General features: G+C 45.2%; 14 protein-coding genes and 1 pseudogene. 4 read left to right on the top strand and 11 right to left on the bottom strand.

The window, feature by feature from the left end; translation table 11 throughout:
* Positions 1-16 precede the first annotated feature (16 nt).
* Together BQ8014_RS09930 and BQ8014_RS09925 are read left to right on the top strand one after the other, a co-directional pair.
* Positions 17-1,768, top strand: a complete 1,752-nt coding sequence (locus BQ8014_RS09930) for a RagB/SusD family nutrient uptake outer membrane protein (RefSeq protein WP_080904201.1) — start codon at positions 17-19, stop codon at positions 1,766-1,768.
* Between the two features lie 21 nt (positions 1,769-1,789).
* A complete protein-coding gene (locus BQ8014_RS09925) occupies positions 1,790-2,338 on the top strand; it encodes a hypothetical protein (protein WP_080904200.1) in 549 nt (182 codons plus the stop codon).
* Between the two features lie 14 nt (positions 2,339-2,352).
* Here BQ8014_RS09925 and BQ8014_RS09920 read toward each other — a convergent pair whose 3' ends face one another.
* The 6 genes and pseudogenes from BQ8014_RS09920 to BQ8014_RS09890 form a co-directional block, all read right to left on the bottom strand.
* Positions 2,353-3,465, bottom strand: coding sequence for an ABC transporter permease (locus BQ8014_RS09920; RefSeq protein WP_080904199.1), 1,113 nt, complete (start codon positions 3,463-3,465; stop codon positions 2,353-2,355).
* 16 nt (positions 3,466-3,481) lie between these two features.
* Entirely contained in the window at positions 3,482-4,591 is a 1,110-nt protein-coding gene (locus tag BQ8014_RS09915) for an ABC transporter permease (RefSeq protein ID WP_080904198.1), read from the bottom strand.
* A gap of 1 nt (position 4,592) precedes the next feature.
* A pseudogene (locus tag BQ8014_RS20045) lies at positions 4,593-6,247 on the bottom strand (ATP-binding cassette domain-containing protein).
* Between the two features lie 12 nt (positions 6,248-6,259).
* On the bottom strand, positions 6,260-7,159 hold the full coding sequence (locus BQ8014_RS09900) for an HlyD family secretion protein (RefSeq protein ID WP_080904195.1): 900 nt from the start codon (positions 7,157-7,159) through the stop codon (positions 6,260-6,262).
* Between the two features lie 7 nt (positions 7,160-7,166).
* Positions 7,167-8,420, bottom strand: a complete 1,254-nt coding sequence (locus BQ8014_RS09895; protein WP_080904194.1) for a TolC family protein — start codon at positions 8,418-8,420, stop codon at positions 7,167-7,169.
* Between the two features lie 55 nt (positions 8,421-8,475).
* Positions 8,476-9,093, bottom strand: a complete 618-nt coding sequence (locus BQ8014_RS09890; protein ID WP_080904193.1) for a TetR/AcrR family transcriptional regulator — start codon at positions 9,091-9,093, stop codon at positions 8,476-8,478.
* A 186-nt stretch (positions 9,094-9,279) separates the two neighbouring features.
* Here BQ8014_RS09890 and BQ8014_RS09885 point away from each other — a divergent pair, with 186 nt between their 5' ends.
* Positions 9,280-9,630: a hypothetical protein gene (locus tag BQ8014_RS09885; protein WP_080904192.1), complete on the top strand. Its 351-nt coding sequence runs from the start codon at positions 9,280-9,282 to the stop codon at positions 9,628-9,630.
* 27 nt (positions 9,631-9,657) lie between these two features.
* Entirely contained in the window at positions 9,658-12,108 is a 2,451-nt protein-coding gene (locus BQ8014_RS09880) for an alpha-L-arabinofuranosidase C-terminal domain-containing protein (RefSeq protein ID WP_080904191.1), read from the top strand.
* Between the two features lie 6 nt (positions 12,109-12,114).
* Here BQ8014_RS09880 and BQ8014_RS09875 read toward each other — a convergent pair whose 3' ends face one another.
* From BQ8014_RS09875 to BQ8014_RS09855, 5 genes are all read right to left on the bottom strand, one after another.
* Positions 12,115-14,544 (bottom strand): TonB-dependent receptor, encoded by a 2,430-nt coding sequence (locus BQ8014_RS09875; protein ID WP_080905913.1) that lies wholly within the window; start codon positions 14,542-14,544, stop codon positions 12,115-12,117.
* A gap of 547 nt (positions 14,545-15,091) precedes the next feature.
* A complete protein-coding gene (locus BQ8014_RS09870) occupies positions 15,092-16,744 on the bottom strand; it encodes a SusD/RagB family nutrient-binding outer membrane lipoprotein (RefSeq protein WP_080904190.1) in 1,653 nt (550 codons plus the stop codon).
* A gap of 14 nt (positions 16,745-16,758) precedes the next feature.
* Positions 16,759-19,884, bottom strand: a complete 3,126-nt coding sequence (locus BQ8014_RS09865) for a SusC/RagA family TonB-linked outer membrane protein (RefSeq protein WP_080904189.1) — start codon at positions 19,882-19,884, stop codon at positions 16,759-16,761.
* Between the two features lie 24 nt (positions 19,885-19,908).
* Positions 19,909-21,018 (bottom strand): DUF4855 domain-containing protein, encoded by a 1,110-nt coding sequence (locus tag BQ8014_RS09860; RefSeq protein WP_200814389.1) that lies wholly within the window; start codon positions 21,016-21,018, stop codon positions 19,909-19,911.
* Positions 21,019-21,100: 82 nt separating this feature from the next.
* On the bottom strand, positions 21,101-21,943 hold an 843-nt coding region (locus BQ8014_RS09855; protein WP_200814387.1), incomplete at its 5' end, for an AGE family epimerase/isomerase.

Below are 21,943 nucleotides of genomic sequence, written 5' to 3'. Positions count from 1 at the left end.
TTAAATATAAAAAGCGATGAAACATAAATATATAATAATCAGCATAGTGTCCCTGATACTTCTGATTTTACAGTCGTGCGGAGACAGTTTCCTCAGTAAAAATCCTCAGGGAAGCATCAGTCAGGAAGCGTTGGAGAATCTGACGGGAATCGAATTATTGGTAACCGATGCGTATGCTTCCCTGGCAGCCCGTACGGACAACTATGAGCCTTATCAGGCCTCTCCCTTCAACTGGACGTTCGGAGGAATCTACGGAGGCGATGCCAATAAAGGTTCCGATCCCGGAGACCAGTCGGTAGTCAACGAAATTGAAAGATATAATATATTATCCACCAATATATATTTGTCGTCCAAATGGGGATGGGCATACAATGCGGTCAAACGGGTGAACATTGCCCTGCAAACCATAGCTAAGGTGGAAGGTATTGACGATGCGACGCTTACTTCCAGATTAGGCGAGTTAAAGTTTTTGAGAGCTCTATTTTATTTCGAAGCGGTCAGGGTTTTCGGCTCCTATATACCCTGGGTGGATGAAACCAATACGGAGAATGATCCTAAGGTACATAACGACATAGATATATATCCGAATATTTTGGATGATATCAATGAAGCAATAGAAAACCTACCTAATACCCAATCCGAAGTGGGAAGAGCAAATGTATGGGCGGCATACGCATTAAAAGCCAAAATATTAATGCATAAAGGTGACTTGGCAGCAGCAAAACCCATCTTAAAAGAAATCCTTGAGAACGGCGTTACTTCTAACGGGTTACATTATGCATTGGAAGAGGATCTGAATGCAAACTTTAATGCCTTAACCGAAAACGGCAAAGAATCTATTTTCGCTGTACAATATGCAGCCAAATTAGACATGGGAAATGCGGCATTTTGCCTCAATTATCCACATAACTCCGGCCCGGGAGGTTGTTGTGGCTTTTATCAGCCATCGTTCGAATTGGTAAATTCCTTCCAGGTAGATGCAAATGGTTTACCATACCTGAACGGAGAATACCGGACAAAACCGACAGTCTCTAGAAGAGGGGGCAATAATGAAGCGGTAGGAGTAAACGACAATACCATACCGGTTGATCCCCGTTTGGATTTTGCAGTGGGGCGTTATGGAATTCCATATAAAGATTGGGGATATCCTGCAGATGACTGGGTTCGAAATCCCGTAAACGGAGGTATCTTCATGCCCAAGAAGCATGTATTCAGTAAAGCTGAAAAAGAAGCCGGAATGACCACCTTTTTCGATGGTTGGGCTCCGGGATCAGCCATGAATATGGAATATTTAAGTGTTAGGGACATGATATTATTATATGCCGAATGTTTGGCGAACGACGGGGAATTAGTCGCGGCTATGGAGCAAGTGAATAAAATCCGTACCCGTGCCTCATTAGACGTGAACATAATAAAACTGGGAAACGGTGCGCCTGCTGCTAATTATAAGATCGCAACTTATCCTTCCAGTCACGCCGCCTTCAGCAACAAAGATCTCTGTATCAAAGCTATTCGAATGGAACGTAAATTAGAACTTGCCATGGAGAGCGAACGCTGGTTCGATTTAGTTCGTTGGGGAGGTGATTATATGGCCAGTGAATTGAAAGCATATATTGATTATGAAAAACAATACATCAGTAAATTTGCCGGCGCCTCTTATCTGCCAGCCTCTAAAACCATGTTCCCAATACCTGACGATCAAATCCTGATCATGGGAAATGATGAGAACGGCAAACCATATCTGGTACAACAGGAACCTTGGAAATAAAAAGCTAAAAGATTATCGGGGATGCGTCGGAAACCGGACGCATCTCCGGTATCAATTATTCTTATTCGTTATAAAATGAACAGATATCCTTTTCTTATTCTTTGTTTTCTCCTTTTCTTCATTAATTCCGGATGCAGAAGAGATGTGGGTGATTTTGTTTTTAGCTGCAGCATAGAAAGCGTAACGAACTACAAAATTGTAATTACAATAAAAAGTGATCGGACGTATGCCATCGAAGAATTCCATTACTTTTTTGATAACGCATCGAAAAAGAAAGATCCGAAGAATTCAAAGGGAATATTAACAGCCAAAGAGTTTGATCAAATCAAAACTTTAATAGAAAAAAGTAACCTCTTTCATCTGAAAGATGCTTACGGATTTGATAATCCCAAATTAGAAACAAGCGCTATCTTATATCAGGTTTACCTGAAATCTGCCGATAAAGAGAAGTTTATTTCCATGAAAGAAGTCAATGCCGATCAATTACCCCCGTCATTTATTCAGTTGGTTAAAACCGTAAATGATTTCATGTCCCATGCAAAGGCAATATCCAAGCAGGAAAGTATTTAGCAGGAACCTCCTTCTCAGGAGTTTTTACGGTAGCTCAATACCGCCCAGAGACTGCAGAAAAGGGCAAAGGCCGCCAAGACGAGCAGGTGTGGGAGGAGATCGGAGAGGGAACTTCCTTTGAGGTAAATCATACGCATGACCTCGACAAAATAACGCAAGGGATTGATGGCCGTTATCGCTTGCGCCCAATCCGGCATACTGGTGATCGGAGTGAAAAGCCCGCTCATCAAAACAAAGATCAGGGTAAAAAACCACATTACAAACATGGCTTGTTGCAAAGTATTGGAATGGTTGGATATGACCAACCCCAGACCGGATACGCTCAGGACATAAATAGCTGCGAATAGATAGAGAACCGCCAGGTTTCCCTTCGGTACCAACCCGTATCCGCCCGCTGCAATCAGGATACAAATCGTCAGCACCACAAATCCGGTTACCCAGTAGGGAATCAGCTTGGCCAGTATAAAAACAAACTTATTGACCGGAGTGACATTGATCTGCTCGATCGTTCCTGTCTCCTTTTCCCCGACAATATTGAGTGCAGGCAAAAAGCCCCCGAGAATGGTGAGAAGCATAACCACTAATGCCGGAATCATAAAAACTTTATAGTCCAAATGCGGATTGAAACGCCCTTGGGAGGCAAGGGTAATCACCGGCGCAATCTTGCCGCCGGCCTGTAATCCGGCTTCTTTCCGCAATTCGACGGCATAATCGTTCAGGATGGAGGACAAATAATAAGAGCCCAACCCTCCTTTCATGCTATTGACGGCATTCGCCGAAACCATCACCTTTGCCGCTCCTTCGCGAACTAAGTTTGTTTCAAATCCGGGTTCAATATTCAGAATAATATCCGCCTTGCCGGATTCCACCGCCTGCAAGGCTTCTTCATCGGAAGCGGAAACATCCGCCAACCGGAAATATCCCGAAGCCACTGCCTTCCGGATTAAACGGCCGGAAAAAGTGGAGTGGTCATTATCGACTACACTCAGGCGCAAGTCGCGGATTTCCTGATTGGCCGCCCAAGGAAGAACCAACAAGATCATCACCGGCATAAACAGGATCAATCGCGGAATGAAGGCATTGCGCAAAAGCTGCTTAAATTCTTTTTCCAACAGGAAACGTAACATAATATTTAATTAATAATTAATTATTTAGTCTGATTTTAAACATCTTAAGGCTGATTGTAACCAAGGCGGCCGCCATAGCGGTCAGTACGGATAATTCCAGCCAGACCGCCCTGAGGTCAAGCCCCTGGATCATTATCTTACGAACTGCCGCAATATACCACCGTGCCGGAATCAGAGCAGAAAACCATTGAAGCAACGGCGGCATGCTTTCGATCGGAAAAATCATTCCCGACAGCATCATAACCGGCGTCATCAGTCCGGCACCGGAAACCAGCATCGCAGCGACCTGTGTCTCCACGGCCGAGGAGATCATCAATCCCAAAGCCAAAGCTACAAGGATAAAAAGGATAGAGATTACAGCAAGGCCGAAGAAACTTCCGGCAATCGGGACATGCAAAACAAAGACCGAAAGCAGGAGGATCGTCCCCATATTAAAAATAGAGATGACCAGATAAGGTACCGCCTTCGCCAGAATAAGATAAATCGGAGGCATGGGGGAAGCAAGAAGAACCTCCATCGTTCCCGTCTCTTTTTCCCGTACGATCGCAATGGAAGTCATCATCGCACAAATCAACATGACAATCAACCCCATTACGCCGGGAACAAAACTATAAGCGCTCTTGATCTGCGGATTATATAACATACGTGTCTCAAGGAGGATGCGGTAGGGAATGCCCTGCCGTTCCGTCAACTCTTGTTGGTAAGAACCGATGATGGAGGAGGCATATCCGGTCAGGGTTGTCGATTGGTTCGGATCTGTCGCATCGGCAAGAAGCTGGACGGAAGCCTCGCCGGTATGTTGCAGCTTCTCCTGAAAACGATCGCCGAAAACCACGACCAATTGAGCCTCTCCTCTCCTGAAAATTTCATCTATCGTGTCAGGGGAATCTAATATCCGGACAATTGTAAAATAACGGCTGGCCTCCAATCGTTCCGTCAGTTGGCGGGTCGCCGCATCTTTTGACGGATCGAAGATAGCGATCCGCACATTATTGACCTCGGTCGTAATAGCAAAACCGAAAAGGATAATCTGAACGACAGGCATCACCAATAAGATCATCATGGTTCGCACATCGCGAAAGATATGGAAAAACTCCTTTTGTATAAAAGCGGCAAATTGTTTCATTTTAATCGACTTTACGAACCGCCTTGCGGGCCAGTTGTTGAAAAACATCCTCCATATTGGCGGCCCGGAATTGCTGTCGCAGGGCGGCCGGGCTATCCAGCGCTTCGATTCGCCCGTCCACCATAATCGAAATACGTCCGCAATATTCGGCTTCGTCCATGTAATGAGTGGTGACGAAAACGGTAATTCCCCGGTTAGCCGCCTGGTAAATCAACTCCCAGAATTGACGGCGGGTAACTGGGTCGACCCCTCCGGTAGGCTCGTCCAGAAAGACAATCTTCGGCTCATGGAAGATAGAAACGGAAAAGGCCAATTTCTGTTTCCAACCCAACGGAAGCTTTCGAACCATTGTGTTCCGTTCGTCGGCAAAACCTAATTCCTTCAAGATCGTCTCCGTCTTCTCCCCGATCTGCCGGGAAGACATTCCATAAATTCCTCCGAAGAGCCGCATGTTTTCCCAAACTTTCAGGTCTTCGTAAAGCGAAAACTTCTGGCTCATGTATCCGATATGCTTTTTTATCTCTTCCGATTGCCGGTAAATATCGAATCCTGCGACCGTCCCCTTTCCCGAGGTCGGACGGCTCAAACCGCAAAGTATCCGCATGGCTGTTGTTTTACCGGCGCCGTTCGCCCCGAGGAAACCGAAAATCTCTCCCGCTCCCACTTCAAAGGAAATATGATCTACGGCAGTAAAGTCGCCGAAACGTTTGGTCAGTTTTTCCGTATAAATTACCGCTTCTCTCATAAGGTATCCGTTTGAGCAATTTGCATATAATAATCTTCAATTGTCGGAACGAGCGTCCTGAGCATAATCTCCCTGTGCCCCCGTTCTTGCAGATAGCGCTCCAACTTCTCTTCTGCAAAATCCGCCTTTACGGTAATATGGTGAAATTCACCGAAAGTAAAGCAGGTCTTTACCTCCGGATATGCCCGGAGATCGGTCAGTAACGGATACATACGGTTACTCCTTACCCCCCAGAGGCTTTCGGTGAACTGCTCCGTCATTCGTCGGGGCGTATCGATTTGCAAGAGCTTCCCTTCACGGATCAGGGCAATCCGGTCACAACGCGTCGCCTCATCCATATAAGGAGTCGAGACAAGAATCGTAATTCCCTGCTCTTTCAAATGCCGCAATATTCCCCAAAATTCCTTGCGCGAAACCGGATCGACTCCGGTAGTCGGCTCGTCAAGGAAAAGAATAGAGGGCTTATGAATAAGGGCGCAACTCAATGCCAGTTTCTGTTTCATTCCTCCGGACAGTTTGCCGGCGCGGCGTTTCCGGAACGGTTCGATCTGCTGATAGATTTCCCTCACCAGATCATAGTTCGCCTCCACCGTCGTATGGAAGACCGTCGCAAAGAACTTTAGATTTTCCTCTACCGTCAGGTCGGGATAAAGCGAAAATTTGCCTGGCATATAGCCTATGCGGTTCCGGATCGCCCGGTAATCCTTTACGACATCCAGGCCGTCGACCGCTGCCTCTCCGTTATCAGCCAGCAAAAGCGTAGTCAGGATGCGGAAAAGCGTAGTCTTCCCCGCCCCATCCGGCCCGATGAGACCGAAAATTTCACCCCGGCGTACGTCAAAGCTGATTGAATCGAGCGCCCGTAGGTTCCCGTAAGACTTACTGATATTTCGTAACTGAACAGCAGGCATCACAGCGTTCTTTTATTGAAATTTCACTTCTCCGTACATTCCTTGTTTCAGATAACCGTCGTTCGAGACAGCAATCTTAACGGCATAGACGAGATTGGCACGTTCGTCGCGAGTCTGGATCGTCTTGGGAGTAAATTCGGCCTGATCCGCAATCCATGTCACCTTTCCGGTATATTCGCGGCGATCCTTCTTTCCCGAATCCCCGTAGACCTTTACCTCCTGCCCGATCTTGATTTCTGTCAGTTGATCAGCCGTGATGTAAGCGCGAAGATACAGATGAGCGATGTCCGCCACTTTGAAAAGCGGTTTGCCCACCGTTGCCAATTCTCCCTCTTCGACATACTTGGCAAGCACGGTGCCGGTAATCGGAGAAACAATAACCGATTTGGCAATCTGGTCTTCCAGTTGCGCAACCTGCAAGTCTAACGAAGCGACTTCTCCGGAGAGGCTGCTGTTGGCATTCTGCAGGCTTTCCTTTTGCGCCGCCAACTGTTTCCCGGCAATCTGCCGTTCGGCCCGGAGGTCATCCAGTTGCTTCTGGTTGGCGGCATCCGCCTTCACCAGGTTCTCGAAACGTTCCTGTTCCCTTTCCAAGCGGGCAATCTGCTCCTGAAGGGCGGCAACCTGCCGGGGAATACTCTGATAACGGCTTTGAAGCGCCTCTTTGCTGGCAAGCAACTGCTGCTTCCGGAGGGTAAGCTGCACGGTATCGATGAAACCTATCGACGACCCCGGCAAAACAGTATCCCCTTCTTGTAAATTCAGTCTCATGATTTTTCCATTTGACTCTCCTGAAACAATCACTTCGGTTGCCTCAAAAACGCCGGACGCATCATAGTCTCCATTTCCATTGCCGCAAGCAAAAAAACAAAACGCCAGGCTGATTCCCAAAACGATTTTTATTGTCTTCATATAAGGCTTAATTATTCGTTGTATATTTTTTGTTGTACATAGAAAGCAGATATTCCATTTCATGTTGGATTTTCTCCTGGCGCGCCAAGCTTTCATCGGTCACTTTCTCCATCCAATCCGTTATTGTCATCATCCCATTGGCCACTTTCGCCTCTGCCGATCGTTTCACATTTTCCCGGAGGCGGATGATTTCATCATCGTATTCCAGCAGGTCCTTGTTCTTGCGTATTTCCTGCTGTTGCCGGCTCAACTCCATTTCCGTATTAAAAAGGAAGGTTTCCCTTTGCACCCAAGTGTTCTGAAGGGATGTCTCGATAAGCCGCCGTTCGTTCTTGCTCGTATAAAGGCTTCCGAAGTTCCATGACAAGCGGATCCCCCCTATGGCATAGGGGGAAAAGTCACGATCCAGCATATTCAACCCCGGACGACCGTATCCTCCGGTGATGAAAAGTCCGAATTTGGGCATATAACCGACCTTGACGCTTTCCCGCTGTATGTTCAGCAGTTGCTGCTGCGCTTCGAAAAAAGACAATTCCGGGCGATGAATTTCATCTGAAGTCAACAAGGGTTCTTCCGGTTTTACCAAGGTTACCTCACCGGTTGACTGCTGTCCGGTCAGATGAGCCAGCATTTCGACATAGGCCGTCCGCCCGGAGACAAGTTGCGTCTCCTGTTGAATGGCTTTCAATTGCTCCACGCGCACCGCATCGAGATCCGCTGCATTCGCCATCCCATTACGGAAAAGACTGTTGACACGCTCGTAGTTCCGCTGCAGTTCCTCCTGCAACAACTTATTCTGTTCCCGCTTGGCATCGAGCAGCAAAATACCGAAATAAAGCTGATTGACACGGTCGTTAAGCGCATAAAGTTCTACTTCCAATTGTTGCTTGCTGAGATAGGCCGACGCTTGTTCTATTTTTTTCTTTGAATGGGTAACGCCGCCATCCCAAAGCGATTGGCTCACGTCCAGCGTCAAGCCGTATTGATCCTTGTTCATTTCCCTGACACCCGGAATATCGACAGGGATCCGGGTTACATCCGTCTGATAGGATGCTTTGCCCGACAAGGAGACCTGTGGAAGATAAGCCTTTCCGGCATTGGAAAGTGTATATTCACTAGACTTCCGGATCAGGTCATATTGCCGTACCTGCGGATAATTCGCCAAAGCCTTTTCCCGGCAGGAATCCAACGTCCATTGCGCCCCGGCCGGACAAAAACATCCTCCCATAAGCGCTAATGTAAAGATTAATTTCATTTTCATTCCTTTTACTTACTTTTGTGTTTAACAATCATGTTAATGCACGGGCAAAAAAATATCAAGCCTTTAAACCATTAATAATAAAGGCCGCATTACTTTCTTTACGCAACTTCAAAATCCGTCGGATCACATCTTGATCCAAGTTTAATTCGCTGATCAGCGGATGAGCTAAAAAAGTAATCACATTCAACGAAATAATATTCAATATAAGTTCAAGCGGCTCTATAGGACGAATCGTCCCTTTAGCCGCTTCCTCTTTCATTTCTATTCCCAGCCGGCTTAAGATCCCAAAGGCAATCGGGAAAACCCGTTCCTTAAGTTGCTTACGGCGTTCGGGAGCATTAATGACTTCCGAATAGATAAAAAATAAAAGCCTCGGATTGGCTGCCACAAAATCAAAATGCGTTTCGACGGCAATCCGTATTTTATCGAAGAAGGGAACTTCCTGGCTGAATACTTTGGAAAGAGAAGTGGCCAGTAGCTCTATTTTCCTCTGGAAGACGATGTTGAACAAATTCTCTTTCGTCCGGAAATAATAGTGTAGCATGGCATGGTTAATCCCGGCCCGACTGGCAATCTCGGTTGTCTTGGCTCCGACAAAACCCTTTTCCAAAAACACCTCTTCGGCTGCTTTCAGGATCGCTTGTTCCGTATTTCTGTTTTCTTCCTTTTCCATCAATCAAACAACAAACAAGTTTAACAACCTTGTTAACACTGCAAATATAAGAATCTTTTTCATACAGGCATCCTTTCCGTATAAAAAACGATAAATTATATGAATAAGGAGATTTGCGTTTCCAGGACTTCATTTCCTTTTTTTACCTACTTTTGTATACGGATAACGAATATAAAGAATAGAAGAATGACACAAATACAACTTTATCTGGAAGGGCTTCCCCAAAAGACGAAAGACAAATTCACGCCGCTGTTCCACGACATCGAAACGTTCTATCAGGCCATTTACCTGATTGTGCGCAACGAACATGTCATCGAACAGGAAAAACCGGAACAGACGGATGAACGGCTGAAACGAATCCGGGAGATACGAAACAAAATAGAGAAAACCGTCTCCGGTTTCGGGATCGACGGAAAAGAGATCATGGCGGATATCGCCGGCGATTATTTTGATGACTACGTGAAATATCATGTAAAAGCGCCGGAAATCGAGGATGACGTTTTCTTAGGGATTGTCAGAAATATAGATAAACTGTAAGGAGAACGGCTCCTGCAAATCATACGAATGAAATTAAAACTGCAACTCCTTCTCGGACTCTTCCTGCTGATAGGCTGCAAACCGGAGATGCCGGTTACTTCAATCATTACGATCGAAGGCGACGGCGTCATGACGGAAGTCAACCCCATGCTATACGGGGTAACGCTGGAGGAAATCAACCACGGCATCGACGGCGGGCTTTACGGCGAACTGATTCAAAACCGTAGTTTCGAAGACGGTATCCTCCCGATTCATTGCGCTTACGACCGGAGACGGAACGAGCTGATCACGCCGAACGGTTGGGCAATGCCTTTCCTTCCCCCGGATTCGATCCCGGGATGGCGCGCATTGACGCCCGGAACACTCCTATGGGTCGACCCCAATCAGTCGCCGAGCGAGCAAAACAAACGCTCCCTGCTCATAAAGACTGATGAAATCGGTGGAGGAATCGTCGCGGAGGGCTACGGAGGCATCGCCTTGAAGAAGGGAGAGGCCTACAACTTGTCACTTTACATCAAAAGCGTTGCCCCCCGGAGCCAGTCGCTGGTCGTCTCCCTGCGAGACTCCTCGGCCAAGACGTTGCTCAGCGACGAATTCCAACTCACTCCGATGGCGGACTGGAAACGGATCCGCCACACCTTCACTGCTACGGCAAATGCCGATCATGCCGTACTGGTCATCTCCTCCGAAACTCCCTCCGCCGTTTGGCTGGATATGGTATCGCTTTTCCCGCAAAAGACCTTTATGAACCGTTCGAACGGTTTGCGGGCCGACCTGGCCAAGGCGATCGCCGATTTAAAGCCGGCCTTCATCCGTTTTCCGGGAGGAAGTTTTGTGGAAGGTTATAATCTGGGTACCTATCCGACTTTCGGAGAGACCGTAGGGAGTCTCCTTGACCGAAAGCATTTCTGGACCATCTGGGAATACGGGACAACCAACGGGATGGGCTTCCATGAATACCTTCAGTTCTGCGAAGATCTGAAAGCGGAGCCGGTATATGTCGTCAACATGGGAATCACCAATCAGGATCGCCGTCCGCGTTACGAAGATATCACGAAAATGGACGAACTGATCCAGGATGCGCTCCATGCCATCGCCTATGCCAACGCCCCGGTAGATTCCATCTACGGAACGATGCGTGCCCGGAACGGACATCCCGAACCATTCGGACTGAAATATATCGAAATAGGAAGCGACAATTACGGTTACGAATACAACCGGCGTTTCTACCTTTTCCGCCAAGCCATCGCCGAAGCTCATCCGGATATTACCATCATCAGCAGCGCACAGACCCTGCAAAGCGTCCGTACCGACTGGGTAGACCGGCACTATAAAGGAAGCGAAAACTTCTTCCTCTCGAGCATCCAGCAATATGCGCCGGAACATTATCCCCGCCGGGCTCCGGTGCGGTTCATCGGCGAATTCGGTTCATCCCTGACGCCCGAAAGCGGTAGCCTGCAGGCTGCTCTCGCTGAAGCCTGCTTCCTTGTCGGCGTGGAACAGAACCCGAACAGTGTAAAAGCGATAGCCTACGCCCCCCTGCTAGCCAATAAAAATTTCAAAAGCCACGGCGTGGCACCGATCCAATTCAACACCTCCAAGGTTGTATATACGCCCTCTTACTACCTTTTGCAAATGTTCGGGAACAACCGCGGGGAATGGTTGCTGAAAGCCGACACGAAGACCTATTCCAAACCTTTGGTTCATGCCGGAAGAGCCGGCGTCGAGCTCTTCGACAACAGCTACGAAATCACGAAAGTCAGCCTGGATGACCGGGCGGTGACGGCAGGCTCCGTCCGGAACGGAGGATGGGTAATCGACAACGGCCGGCTAATACCCGACGCCAACCGTTGGAATTATCTATTGCTGGGCAAAGACACGACTGCTTACAATTATATTCTTTCGGCGCAGATCCGCCGTACCAAAGGCAGCGGGGGAATCTTGTTTCGCCTACGCGACATTGGGCGTCCGGAAGGACAAAACGACTTCATCGGGTGGAATATCGGAACCGGTGCCAGCGAACTGTTTCGTCAAGCAGGCCCGGTGAAAGACACCTTGTGTTCTCCTCTTGACTTTACGATAGAAAATCACCGGTGGTATAGCCTGCGGATGGAATGTAAGGACGACCGGATCCGCTGTTTCATTGACAACCACTTGGTTCATGAAGTTACCCTCCCCCCGATTCCCTCCCTGGCATCGGTAGCGACGCTGGATTCCACGAACCACAAGTTGATTATAAAAGTAGTCAATACGACCTTACATGAAGAGCGGACAGCCTTGAACATACACGGCCTGAGCGTCAAAAACGAAGCGACAGTTATCCAGATGGCCGGTGAGCCGGAAGCGAGAAACAGTTTTGATAAACCGGCAGCTATCGTTCCGGAGGAGAGGCAAATCACCTTTTCCATACAACGCCCGATTATCTATGTATTCCCGGCACAGTCCGTCACCATTCTCAAACTGATGATAAATAATTGAGAAAGGTCAGAAATCCACGACCAGGCGCACGTTCAGCTGGCGGCCGGTCAGGTAGTTCGGCACAGCGTATTGCTGGTTTCGGATATCCGTCACCCAATAGTAGGAACTGACATTCTTCATATCGAAGAGATTGAATAGGTCGACCCCCAGCCAGATATTCTTGAAATAATGGAAAAAAGGGCGATCCAGGATAGCATCCCGCCCTCCTGCCAACTGGTAGGAAAAGCCGACGTCCACCCGCTTGTAGGGAGTCATACGATGATATCCGTCCTCATACCCTGTCCGCGGAGCCGTCACCGGCAGACCACCGGAAAGCATTCCCCTTAAATTCACCATGAACCGCTTATTCCCGGGGAAATACTCCTGATAAAAGGCGGAGATATTGTATTCCTGACTATTAGGCATCGGCACAGTTATCTGGTCACGGATGGTCTGCCGGGCCTTCATCAACGAAAAGTTAATCCAGGAATCCGTTCCCGGAACAAACTCGCCAAAAAGCTTCACGTCCATTCCGACAGCGTACCCCTTGGCGCTGTTCTCTCCATAATAACGGATCTTGACATTATCCACGGTATAGGGATTGAGATTATCCAATTTCTTATAATACAATTCGGTCGTCAGTTTAAAGTTACGGTCGAGCACTTTGAAAGCATAATCGCCCCCCAGAATAAAATGGATGGAGCGCTGGGACTTCAGTTCGCTGTTCAACCGGATGGAACTATTGCCGTCCGCGTCCTGTTCTTCTTTCCTCAATTCCTTATAGAAAGGAGGCTGGTAATAAACGCCGCTTGCCAAGCGGAAAGTAAAATTCTGGTCAAAGTTCGGAATAAAGCCTACGGAAGCCCGAGGACTAAAGATAAACTCCTTGTTATAATCCCAGTAACTCCCGCGAACACCTCCGATAACCGTAAACAGCCCCTGCGCGGTACGGAACTTGAAGACATCTTGCACATAAGCGGAGAAGCGGGTGCTGTTCAGTTCGTTGTTCGAATAAAGGTTGGCAATCACATTTACCTCCGACCCGGTATGGGGCAATAGATAGCCGGCCGAATCGCGGCTCTCCCATTCGTTGATCCGGTCGCTGACCTGCTCAAATTGCATGTTCGCTCCCCATTTCAGCGTATGGTAGTCATTCAGCGCCGCCAACCCGTAGTGCCCCACCTGAATAATATTCGACTGCAGCCGGTTGCGTGCATGTTCGTGATATCCGGCGATGGACTTGGTAATGTCGGATTCCCCGCTACCGCCGTTTTCCTCATCCAGTCCCGCTTCGCTCAGCCGGTAACGCCCGTTGATGTCGTAGGTCTCCTCTTCCTTGCTAGTGAACCCGGAGAATTGCAAGCCGACTTCAGACTTTTCGGACGGCCGGTGCTTCAACGTCAATGCCCCGTAAAGCGTTTCGAACTTATCCCGCTCCTTTCCGTCAAAAAATACGACAAACTTCTTTGCATCGCTCAACGTCCCGAAATTGGTTTCCCGGCTATGAGGAATAAACTTATAAGCATTGACCGAAAGATTACCGAGGAAATTCACCTCCCATTGCGGTGCAAACTGATAGGTCATATAGGTCTGCCCATCGACAAAATTAGGGTCGTATTCAGCATCGGTATCCATCGTTCCCAGCAGTGAACGGTTGGTTTTGTAGCGGATGCCGGTAACCTGCGTAAATTTCCCGCTCGAACTGCCGAAATAAGCGTTTGCTCCGAGCAGGCTGACGGATGCCGATCCCTCCGACTCCTTCGGTTTCTTATAGGTAATGTCCAACACCGAACTCATCTTATCTCCGTAACGCGCCTCGAAGCCGCCGGCTGAAAACTGTACCGATTCCGTCAGGTTCGGATTGATAAAACTAAGCCCTTCCTGCTGCCCGGAACGGATCAACAAGGGACGATAGACCTCCAACCCGTTGACATATACAATATTTTCATCATAACTTCCCCCGCGCACCGAATATTGAGAACTCAACTCATTGCTGCTCGAAACGCCGGCCTGCGTCACCACCAGGCTTTCAATATTCCCTCCCGAAGGATCCGGAAGGAGTTTCATCTTGTCCGCATCAATCGTCTCCATCGTAGTCGTCTGCCTCCGGGTGGTTGTCACGGCCACCTCTCCTAGCAAAAGGGATGTATGATTCATCTTAACATTCAACCGTACATTTGCCGTAACCTGCGGCAGGATACGTTCGGCCTTGTTATAACCCAGACAGGAAAAAATCAATGAAACAGAATCGCCGGGAGCGGTTTTCAGGGAATAGAACCCTTTTTCATTTGTCATCGTGGCGTTTACGGTACCTTGGATCCGCACGGTTACCAGTTCCAACGGACTCCCGTCGGCATCATGGACAAAGCCCGATATCTCCGCCTTTTTCTCCTGCGCCCCTGCCGGAAAACGGAAAACGAGTAATAATAGTAGTGCTGCAACCGCACGTATCTTCATAATTCGCATCTTTAATTTACTTTCTTAAACGTAGAAAATGCCGGAAGCGTATATTCTGTTGCAAAATTAGTATTCATGAAAGAGGATTCGTAACGCCCTCCGTCTCCCTTTTCGTCATTCATCAACTAGCAAACAAATACAAGAAGGTATATCAAAAACCTTACGCCCTTTTTGACATATCTACTACTTTTTCGGAATGCAAAAAACATTGCTATTCGGGTATTTACCTATCCTCTTTGTCTGTGTGCACTTTTTCCAGGCATCTATGCACTCCTCAAGGCTCCACTGTTTCGGTTCCTGCTAAGTAAAAAAAGAAAGAGCCTCCACTCTTAATGGCAAGGCTCTTCCAAGGTAAAAATCAATAATGGTTTTGCATTACATTTTTTATTGATGTCTTATTTTATTGGGTGTACGTGAATATATAAGAGCTTCTCCAAAATAAATATTTTTTTCAAATCCATTTCGAGTAATTTCCTAACAAGTTTTTTCCAAATGTTTGACAAACCTGTCAGGCTTTATCTACCTGACAGGTATAGATGTTCCTTTTTTACTGATATCTATTTGTATCCCACCAAACACGGACATTCATGCTTTTAGGATCAGAATTCTGACTGTTATTCAAAGATGGATCAGAGGCATTCGGATTAAGATTAATTTCATCATCCAAATAGCGAAGTCTCTTCACAAATTGTCCCTGCGGTACGGTGGAACTATTGTTTATCTCAATCGTTCGGAGTCCCTGATGCGTTCCGTCATATAACGGATAGCCCGTACGGCGGAATTCCGCCCAAGCTTCAATCGAATTCGGATAAAAGCCAATCCATTTTTGCGTCATGATTTTACGGAAATTATCTTCCGTATCCGTACCCCAGGCAACATAACCGCTATTAATATAAGCATTATCATTCTGGGTTGTATAATAAGACGCATCTACTACGCTACGCGTTTCGGCAAAAGACGCCAGGATACCATTTTCGTAATTGGTTCTGGCTACTCCTGCCCCGCTATAACCAAATAAGGCAGCCTCAGCTTTCAAAAAACAAACCTCAGCATAATTAAAAATAATCATTGGCAACACAACAACTGATGAGCCGCCATTAAAATCAGAAGCCGTACTACCAGATGCAACACTACCTTTTTCAGCTAAGTTCCAACCGGGAAAACCACGTAACCCCCAGATACAAGAATTATTTTCAACAGCATATTGATTCACAAAGGTATTTCGCCCATTGGGTACGCCTTGCCATTCCACAACAGGAATGGATTTATTTATATCTTGATATTCGTTGCCATATTGCCAAGCCTGTGTTTTACTGAACCACATAGAAATACGAGGGTCAACCACAGAGCTCTCCTTCAACATCATATCGATCATTGTCTTGCTGGCGCGGAATTCGTTCCAGAAAGCAATGATATAAAGCGAATGACCGTTATTAGTAAACGCCTGTGCAATACCGGCATTATCCGCATTACTCTCCATTAATGAAGCTTTCAAAGCGGCCTCAGCTTCTGTCTTGGATTTGTCAGGATCAATATAGCGCAAACGCATTGCATAACGCAGACGGCAAGCATTTGCTAACTTAATCCATCTAGACACATCGCCTCCATATATAATATCATTGGATCCAGGGTCTGTTTGCCCGGTATTGCTCGATAACAGTTCGGAAGCTTCCGTCAATTCCTTGAAAATATCATAATAGATATCTTTTTGAGAATCATATTTAGGAGTAATTTCACCCGTAGCGGCATTGAAATAAGGTACATCACCAAACATATCCGTTGTGCGGGCTGCCCCCATCGCAGATATAATACGCATCATCTGATAGATATTACTGTATTCCGGATATTTTTCAAGCATAACTTTGGTTTCATGCAATGGCTTAGCTAAATAGGTATAATAAGATTTCCAAAAGCCATCATTTGCCCAACTGTCGTTCCATTCGTAGTTACTGGTCGAAAAATAAGTTGCCGTATTTGAAATATACTGTACATAATCATTCGTATAGAGGTTATTGCCCACTTGATATTCCCAGGACCGGCAATTAAAGCCATATTCCTCCATCTTAGTCAATAACAAAGAAGGAGTTACTTCTGTTGCTGCCAAAGGGTTTGTATTCATACTCTCAAAGTCCCCTGTACAACTTACGATCATTATTGCCATAATGCAAGCAAGACCCATATTTTTAATATAACGTTTCATGATCTTAAACTTATTTAAAATTTAACATTAAGCGAAAAACCGAAAGTACGCGTAGGAGGCAATGCTGCATATTCAAAAGCCTGAGCATAATCTTCACGAGAGAAAGTAAATTCAGGATTAATCGGAGCTTTCTTATAAATATAAAACAAATCCCGCCCTACCGCTGAAATCTTAACACTTGAAATAGGCAGATGAGTCAACCATGCTTTGGGTAAAGAATAGCCAAGCGATAATTCGCGCATTTTTATATATGTTTTACTATAAATATATTCTTCACCTATTCCATAAGAACCTCCTATTCCATGATAATATTCTTCCGTTCCGATTTTTGTCGAATTAACTCCACCATTTTCGTTAACTCCTTTTAAAACAAGATATCCGGTAGGGAATTCCGTTGAAATATTTTCACGGTTAGCTGTTCTTTCGGAATTTCCGTAATAGTCAGCATATGCACTAGTTGCAGAGAGAAATTGTCCTCCGTAATTAATATCAAGTAAAGCATTGAAAGAGATTCCTTTCCATACAAGTAAAGAACCGATCGATCCATTCCAATCCGGTGTCATGTTCCCGATCACTTGATTTGATTCGGTTAGCGGCAATCCGGTTGCTTCATTTATAATAATATTACCTGCCGCATCTCGTTTATAGGCGGTAGAGACAATATCTCCATAACGGCCTCCTTCATTGACAACGACTTTTCCTATACGAGTCTCGCCTATAACAAATTGAGTCATGCCGTTCTTTGCGTCAAGTTCAACGCATTCAGTACGGTTTTTCCCCCAATTTAGAGTAATATTCCAGCTGAGATCTTTTGTTTGAATCGGAGTTCCTGTCAACATAATTTCCCATCCTTTACTTGACATCTTACCAGCATTGATCAATTTTGTTGAATAACCGGAAGAACCAGGTGTAGTAACAGATAAGATTTGATTAATTGTATTTGATGTATAATAAGTTATATCCAATCCTAAACGATTCCCAAACATCTGGAATTCCGTCCCGAATTCCCAAGACTTAGTACTTTCAGGTTTTAGATCCGCTAAAGGATAAGTAGAAGAAGAGGTCGCATTAATAATTGTCCCGTTCGTTTTATCAAGTGCATACGTATTTGTTAATCTGTAAGGGCTGGTATCATTACCGACTTGCGCCCATGACCCGCGTACTTTCCAGAAAGAGATTTGCTTAGGAAGCTGAAGCATTTCAGTTAATATACCGGATAGTCCAACGGATGGGTAAAAATAGGACCAGTTATCAGATGGCAAGGTAGAAGACCAATCATTACGAGCCGTAAAATCCAAATAGGCCATATTCTTGTAGCCAAAGCTAGCATTACCCAACAAGGAATTAACTCGTTTTTTATAATAACCTTCCCATGTAGTCTGATTATTTCCATTCGCCAGAGCACTCATCCCCATTAAAGTGAAATAGCCGGAAGAACCACCTACTGCACTGTACTTCCTGCTCGTCGTAGCCGTACCAAAATTTGCCAGCACACCAAAGTCTCCAAAATGTTTGTCAAAGTTAAGCATTAAGTCAGCATTGAATTCCTCGTAACTGGCCATTGATTTCGAATAATTTGTACTGGTAATCGTATATGCATAAGCTGTTGCCGATTTGGATTCGTCATTATACCAATCGACGCCTACACGGCCGGTCAACCTTAAATAATCTGTAATTTTTCCTACAGCCTGCACTTTTCCGATTAAGCGGTTACGCAACTCTGTACTTCCGTTTTCCGGCATGACCAATGCATAAGGATTATATATGGAAATACTTGTACCCGACCAGTTCATCGTATTTCCATTCATAATAAAATCTTTCAAATCTTGCAGTCGGACGCTACGAGGCATAAATACCAATGATTGCATGACTCCATATTCTCCCAGGCGAGGACGGTTGAGCGTTTTTTGACGCATATAATTCACCTTGGCGCTTAAATCTATGTATTTGCTACTCCATTGAGAATTCATATCGTAATATTGACGATTCAGGGAATGATTAGGAGTAATACCCTGATTACGAGTATCAGTAAACGAAATACGTGAATTTATTTTATCAGTACCTCCTGAAACAACCACGGAATTTGTATAATTTGCCCCCGTACGATAAAAATCATCAATATAATTTTTTTGCGGTAACATAGCATAATCAGCCGCATTCTCATCATTATATAACGTTTTACGCCAGTTCTCAATCATTTGCCCCTCCATCTTCGGACCCCAAGAGCCTTGAGAAGAATTGAATTGTCCTTGTGATCCCTGTCCATACGTATTTTGATAATTGAACGGATCATAGGCTTTAGAGATCGTCAGGTTTCCGTTGTATTCTATTTTCATATCTCCGGTGGCTCCTTTTTTTGTAGTGACAATAATAGCTCCATTTTGCGCACGTGAACCATATAAAGCTGCAGCATTCGCACCTTTTAAAACCGAAATGGATTCTATATCTTCCGGGTTAATCTGTGAAGCGCTTCCTTCCGTATCACGGCCGCCCCATTGGCTTGCAACTTCACCTGTATTATCACTAATAGGTATGCCGTCTACGACCCATAACGGCTGGTTGTTTCCGCTTAAAGAGGTTGTTCCTCGTAAGACGACACGAGTAGAACCACCGACACCCGTTGCAGATTGACTAATTTGTATGCCTGACACTTTACCTTGCAGCATATTTGCTATGCTTTCGGAACGATTTTCCACCATCCCGTCTGTCTTAATCTCTTGCATAGCGTATCCCAGCGCTTTCTTCTCACGTCTAATACCTAAAGCCGTAACAACTACCTCATCCAATGCTCTCGTATCTTCCAACAAGACGACATTTAAATATGTCCGTCCATTAAGAGAGATCTCCTGGGGTTTGAATCCCAAGTACGAAAATTCAATCACGGCGTTTGCATTCGGAATAGCCAAGCTGAATTCCCCTTCTACATCTGTTACTGTAGAATGTACCATCGTAGCATCGGGTATTCTAACAATTACATTCACACCAATTAAAGATTCGCCGTTCGAATTTTCCACTTTCCCTTTGACTTGTATTTGCGCCTCGATATTGGCACTGCATATCACCAAAGCACAAAAACTCAAGACGAATATGATACCGTTTCGTTTCTTCCTTGAAAAGGAATGATTTTGCTCTTTTTCCATAAATCAATTTTATTTAAGCAGAATTTATTTGTTGTTAATTTGTCTTTTGGCAACTATATCTGCCAATCGACGATATAGCTCTTTATCGGAAGGATTCTCAGAATAGTACAATTTATAGAATGCATCTCCACCCTGATAATAAGCTATATTCATTGTATCTAATGCGCCATATTTATTAAAAACATTTATATAGTCATTTAATCGATACGCCCATCCCTGTTTGGCTAATGCCCTCTCATCAAACTCAATTTCAAGGTTCATTCCATTATCGATCGCCGTTTGACAGGCCTCTTCTATTTGAGAAATAGGTATATCCTCTTTGAAGAAGTAATTCGGTTGATAATACGCCTTATCAAATCCCAATTCCTGCCATTTTTTATATCCATCAGATTTAAAGTAAGGAATCCAGTAGAAATTATAACCCTTTTGGTGTATATAGTCACTAACCTCTCCCGCTAAATCCCGGCTATTAGTTGCCTCTTCGGCAATCCAATAAAAACCAACCAAATCCAAATATTGAGGTGAAGCTTTCCGATATAGAGCCTCGGCATAATCGATATACCATTTACAAGCTTTAAATCTATCTTCTTTGAGTGAAAAATCCATTGACATATGGTGAATTTCCCCCCAATCCTTTTGATTGGGAATAGGCTCGGGAAGACATAATACCACTTTCTTTTTCTCTGTAACCTCCATCTTTGTTCCTTCAACTACTTTTTTAATCTGATCATTGAGTGCCATTACTGCATTTCCTTCTCGAAAGTAATTATCCAACAAAGCTTTCCACTCTACCTGACGCGCCCCTTGTTTCTCATAATAGGAGGCAAAACATCTTCCTTTTCCATCTTTAAATTCGAGGAAGAGAAATCCGTCGAACAACCATTTATCTTTCCCATTTTGCTCTCTGTAAGAAACATACGGAGCAAAATGTTCGGCCGTCCAATGAATATTCCGATGAACACCTCCATCGTAAATTAAAACCATATCCTTAGGATGATTTCCTATTTGAGAAATCTTTTTCTTATGATTATCCTTATTATTAGAACGATCTAATTTATCCTGGGACACGCACGAAGCGAATATGAAAAGCATCGCCAATGCGAAAGCAAATGCTTGTATTCTTTTAAAAGTCATTATTAAGTTATTATTTCTACTTTTTTATTTGATTCCTCCATACTAATCACACACAGTACATATTCTTTGAGTATCAACACTTTTACCTGTTTTCAATTTCTTCCGATCCGTGTTTCCGATTAATGTCTTCCAGTGTTTTCCAGCACTGGTACAACCCTCTCGGCACATGGAAACATCCTTTCCATTTGCCTCCTTTAAGCGTTAATAAAACTTCCCCCCTGCGATTCAAATAACCGAACCATTCGGGGTACTCCGGATCTTTAAAATGTGTCCAGACATAATCATGCACTTTTTCAAACCATTCCAGACATTCTTTCGAACCGGTAAGTTGATACCCTTTTAATAAAGAAATCAAGGTTTCAATGTGAACCCACCATAATTTCTGATCCCATTCTAATTGCTGGAGCGGATAGCCTTTCCTATCCATAAAATAAAAAATACCTCCGTATTCTTTATCCCAACCGTAATTAACCATACGCAGCGTAATATTTACCGCTTTTTCTATCAAATCGGGACGATTCAAACGCTTGCCCAGATCCATAATAAACCACATGGCCTCAATGGAATGCCCGGGATTGACAACACGCCCGTCAAAAGAATCGGACAGTTGCCCGTCCGTAGTTACATTTTCAATGATAATACCGTCCAGCTCCGGCCGGTAAAACATATCCATCACTTCATGAATGCAAGTCTCCATCAGACTTAACAAATATTCTTCACTTAACAAATGCTCTATTTCAAGCCCGAGATTACACAGGATCATCGGTAAGGCGAAGTTTTTAAGATCCCGTGTACCCGGATAAACTTTATTCCACTTTCCTTTGGGATTATCCACCTTCGACAATATGATATCGAAAGTCCTGCGGGCAATATCTGCATATTCCTGACTTCCGGTAGCGACGCTTAATTGCGCGAACGCCATCGT

The organism is Parabacteroides sp. Marseille-P3160, assembly GCF_900162725.1.
Taxonomy (GTDB): Bacteria; Bacteroidota; Bacteroidia; order Bacteroidales; family Tannerellaceae; genus Marseille-P3160.
The sequence above is the reverse complement of the archived record's forward strand: the minus strand, read 5'-3'. Positions and strand labels throughout refer to the sequence as shown.

Excerpts from the sequence above, each read along its gene's own strand:
- BQ8014_RS09930 (WP_080904201.1), top strand. The coding sequence starts at position 17 with ATGAAACATAAATATATAATAATCAGCATAGTGTCCCTGATACTTCTG.
- BQ8014_RS09925 (WP_080904200.1), top strand. The coding sequence starts at position 1,790 with ATGCGTCGGAAACCGGACGCATCTCCGGTATCAATTATTCTTATTCGT.
- BQ8014_RS09920 (WP_080904199.1), bottom strand. The coding sequence starts at position 3,465 with ATGTTACGTTTCCTGTTGGAAAAAGAATTTAAGCAGCTTTTGCGCAAT.
- BQ8014_RS09915 (WP_080904198.1), bottom strand. The coding sequence starts at position 4,591 with ATGAAACAATTTGCCGCTTTTATACAAAAGGAGTTTTTCCATATCTTT.
- BQ8014_RS09900 (WP_080904195.1), bottom strand. The coding sequence starts at position 7,159 with ATGAAGACAATAAAAATCGTTTTGGGAATCAGCCTGGCGTTTTGTTTT.
- BQ8014_RS09895 (WP_080904194.1), bottom strand. The coding sequence starts at position 8,420 with ATGAAAATGAAATTAATCTTTACATTAGCGCTTATGGGAGGATGTTTT.
- BQ8014_RS09890 (WP_080904193.1), bottom strand. The coding sequence starts at position 9,093 with ATGGAAAAGGAAGAAAACAGAAATACGGAACAAGCGATCCTGAAAGCA.
- BQ8014_RS09885 (WP_080904192.1), top strand. The coding sequence starts at position 9,280 with ATGACACAAATACAACTTTATCTGGAAGGGCTTCCCCAAAAGACGAAA.
- BQ8014_RS09880 (WP_080904191.1), top strand. The coding sequence starts at position 9,658 with ATGAAATTAAAACTGCAACTCCTTCTCGGACTCTTCCTGCTGATAGGC.
- BQ8014_RS09875 (WP_080905913.1), bottom strand. The coding sequence starts at position 14,544 with ATGAAGATACGTGCGGTTGCAGCACTACTATTATTACTCGTTTTCCGT.
- BQ8014_RS09870 (WP_080904190.1), bottom strand. The coding sequence starts at position 16,744 with ATGAAACGTTATATTAAAAATATGGGTCTTGCTTGCATTATGGCAATA.
- BQ8014_RS09865 (WP_080904189.1), bottom strand. The coding sequence starts at position 19,884 with ATGGAAAAAGAGCAAAATCATTCCTTTTCAAGGAAGAAACGAAACGGT.
- BQ8014_RS09860 (WP_200814389.1), bottom strand. The coding sequence starts at position 21,018 with ATGACTTTTAAAAGAATACAAGCATTTGCTTTCGCATTGGCGATGCTT.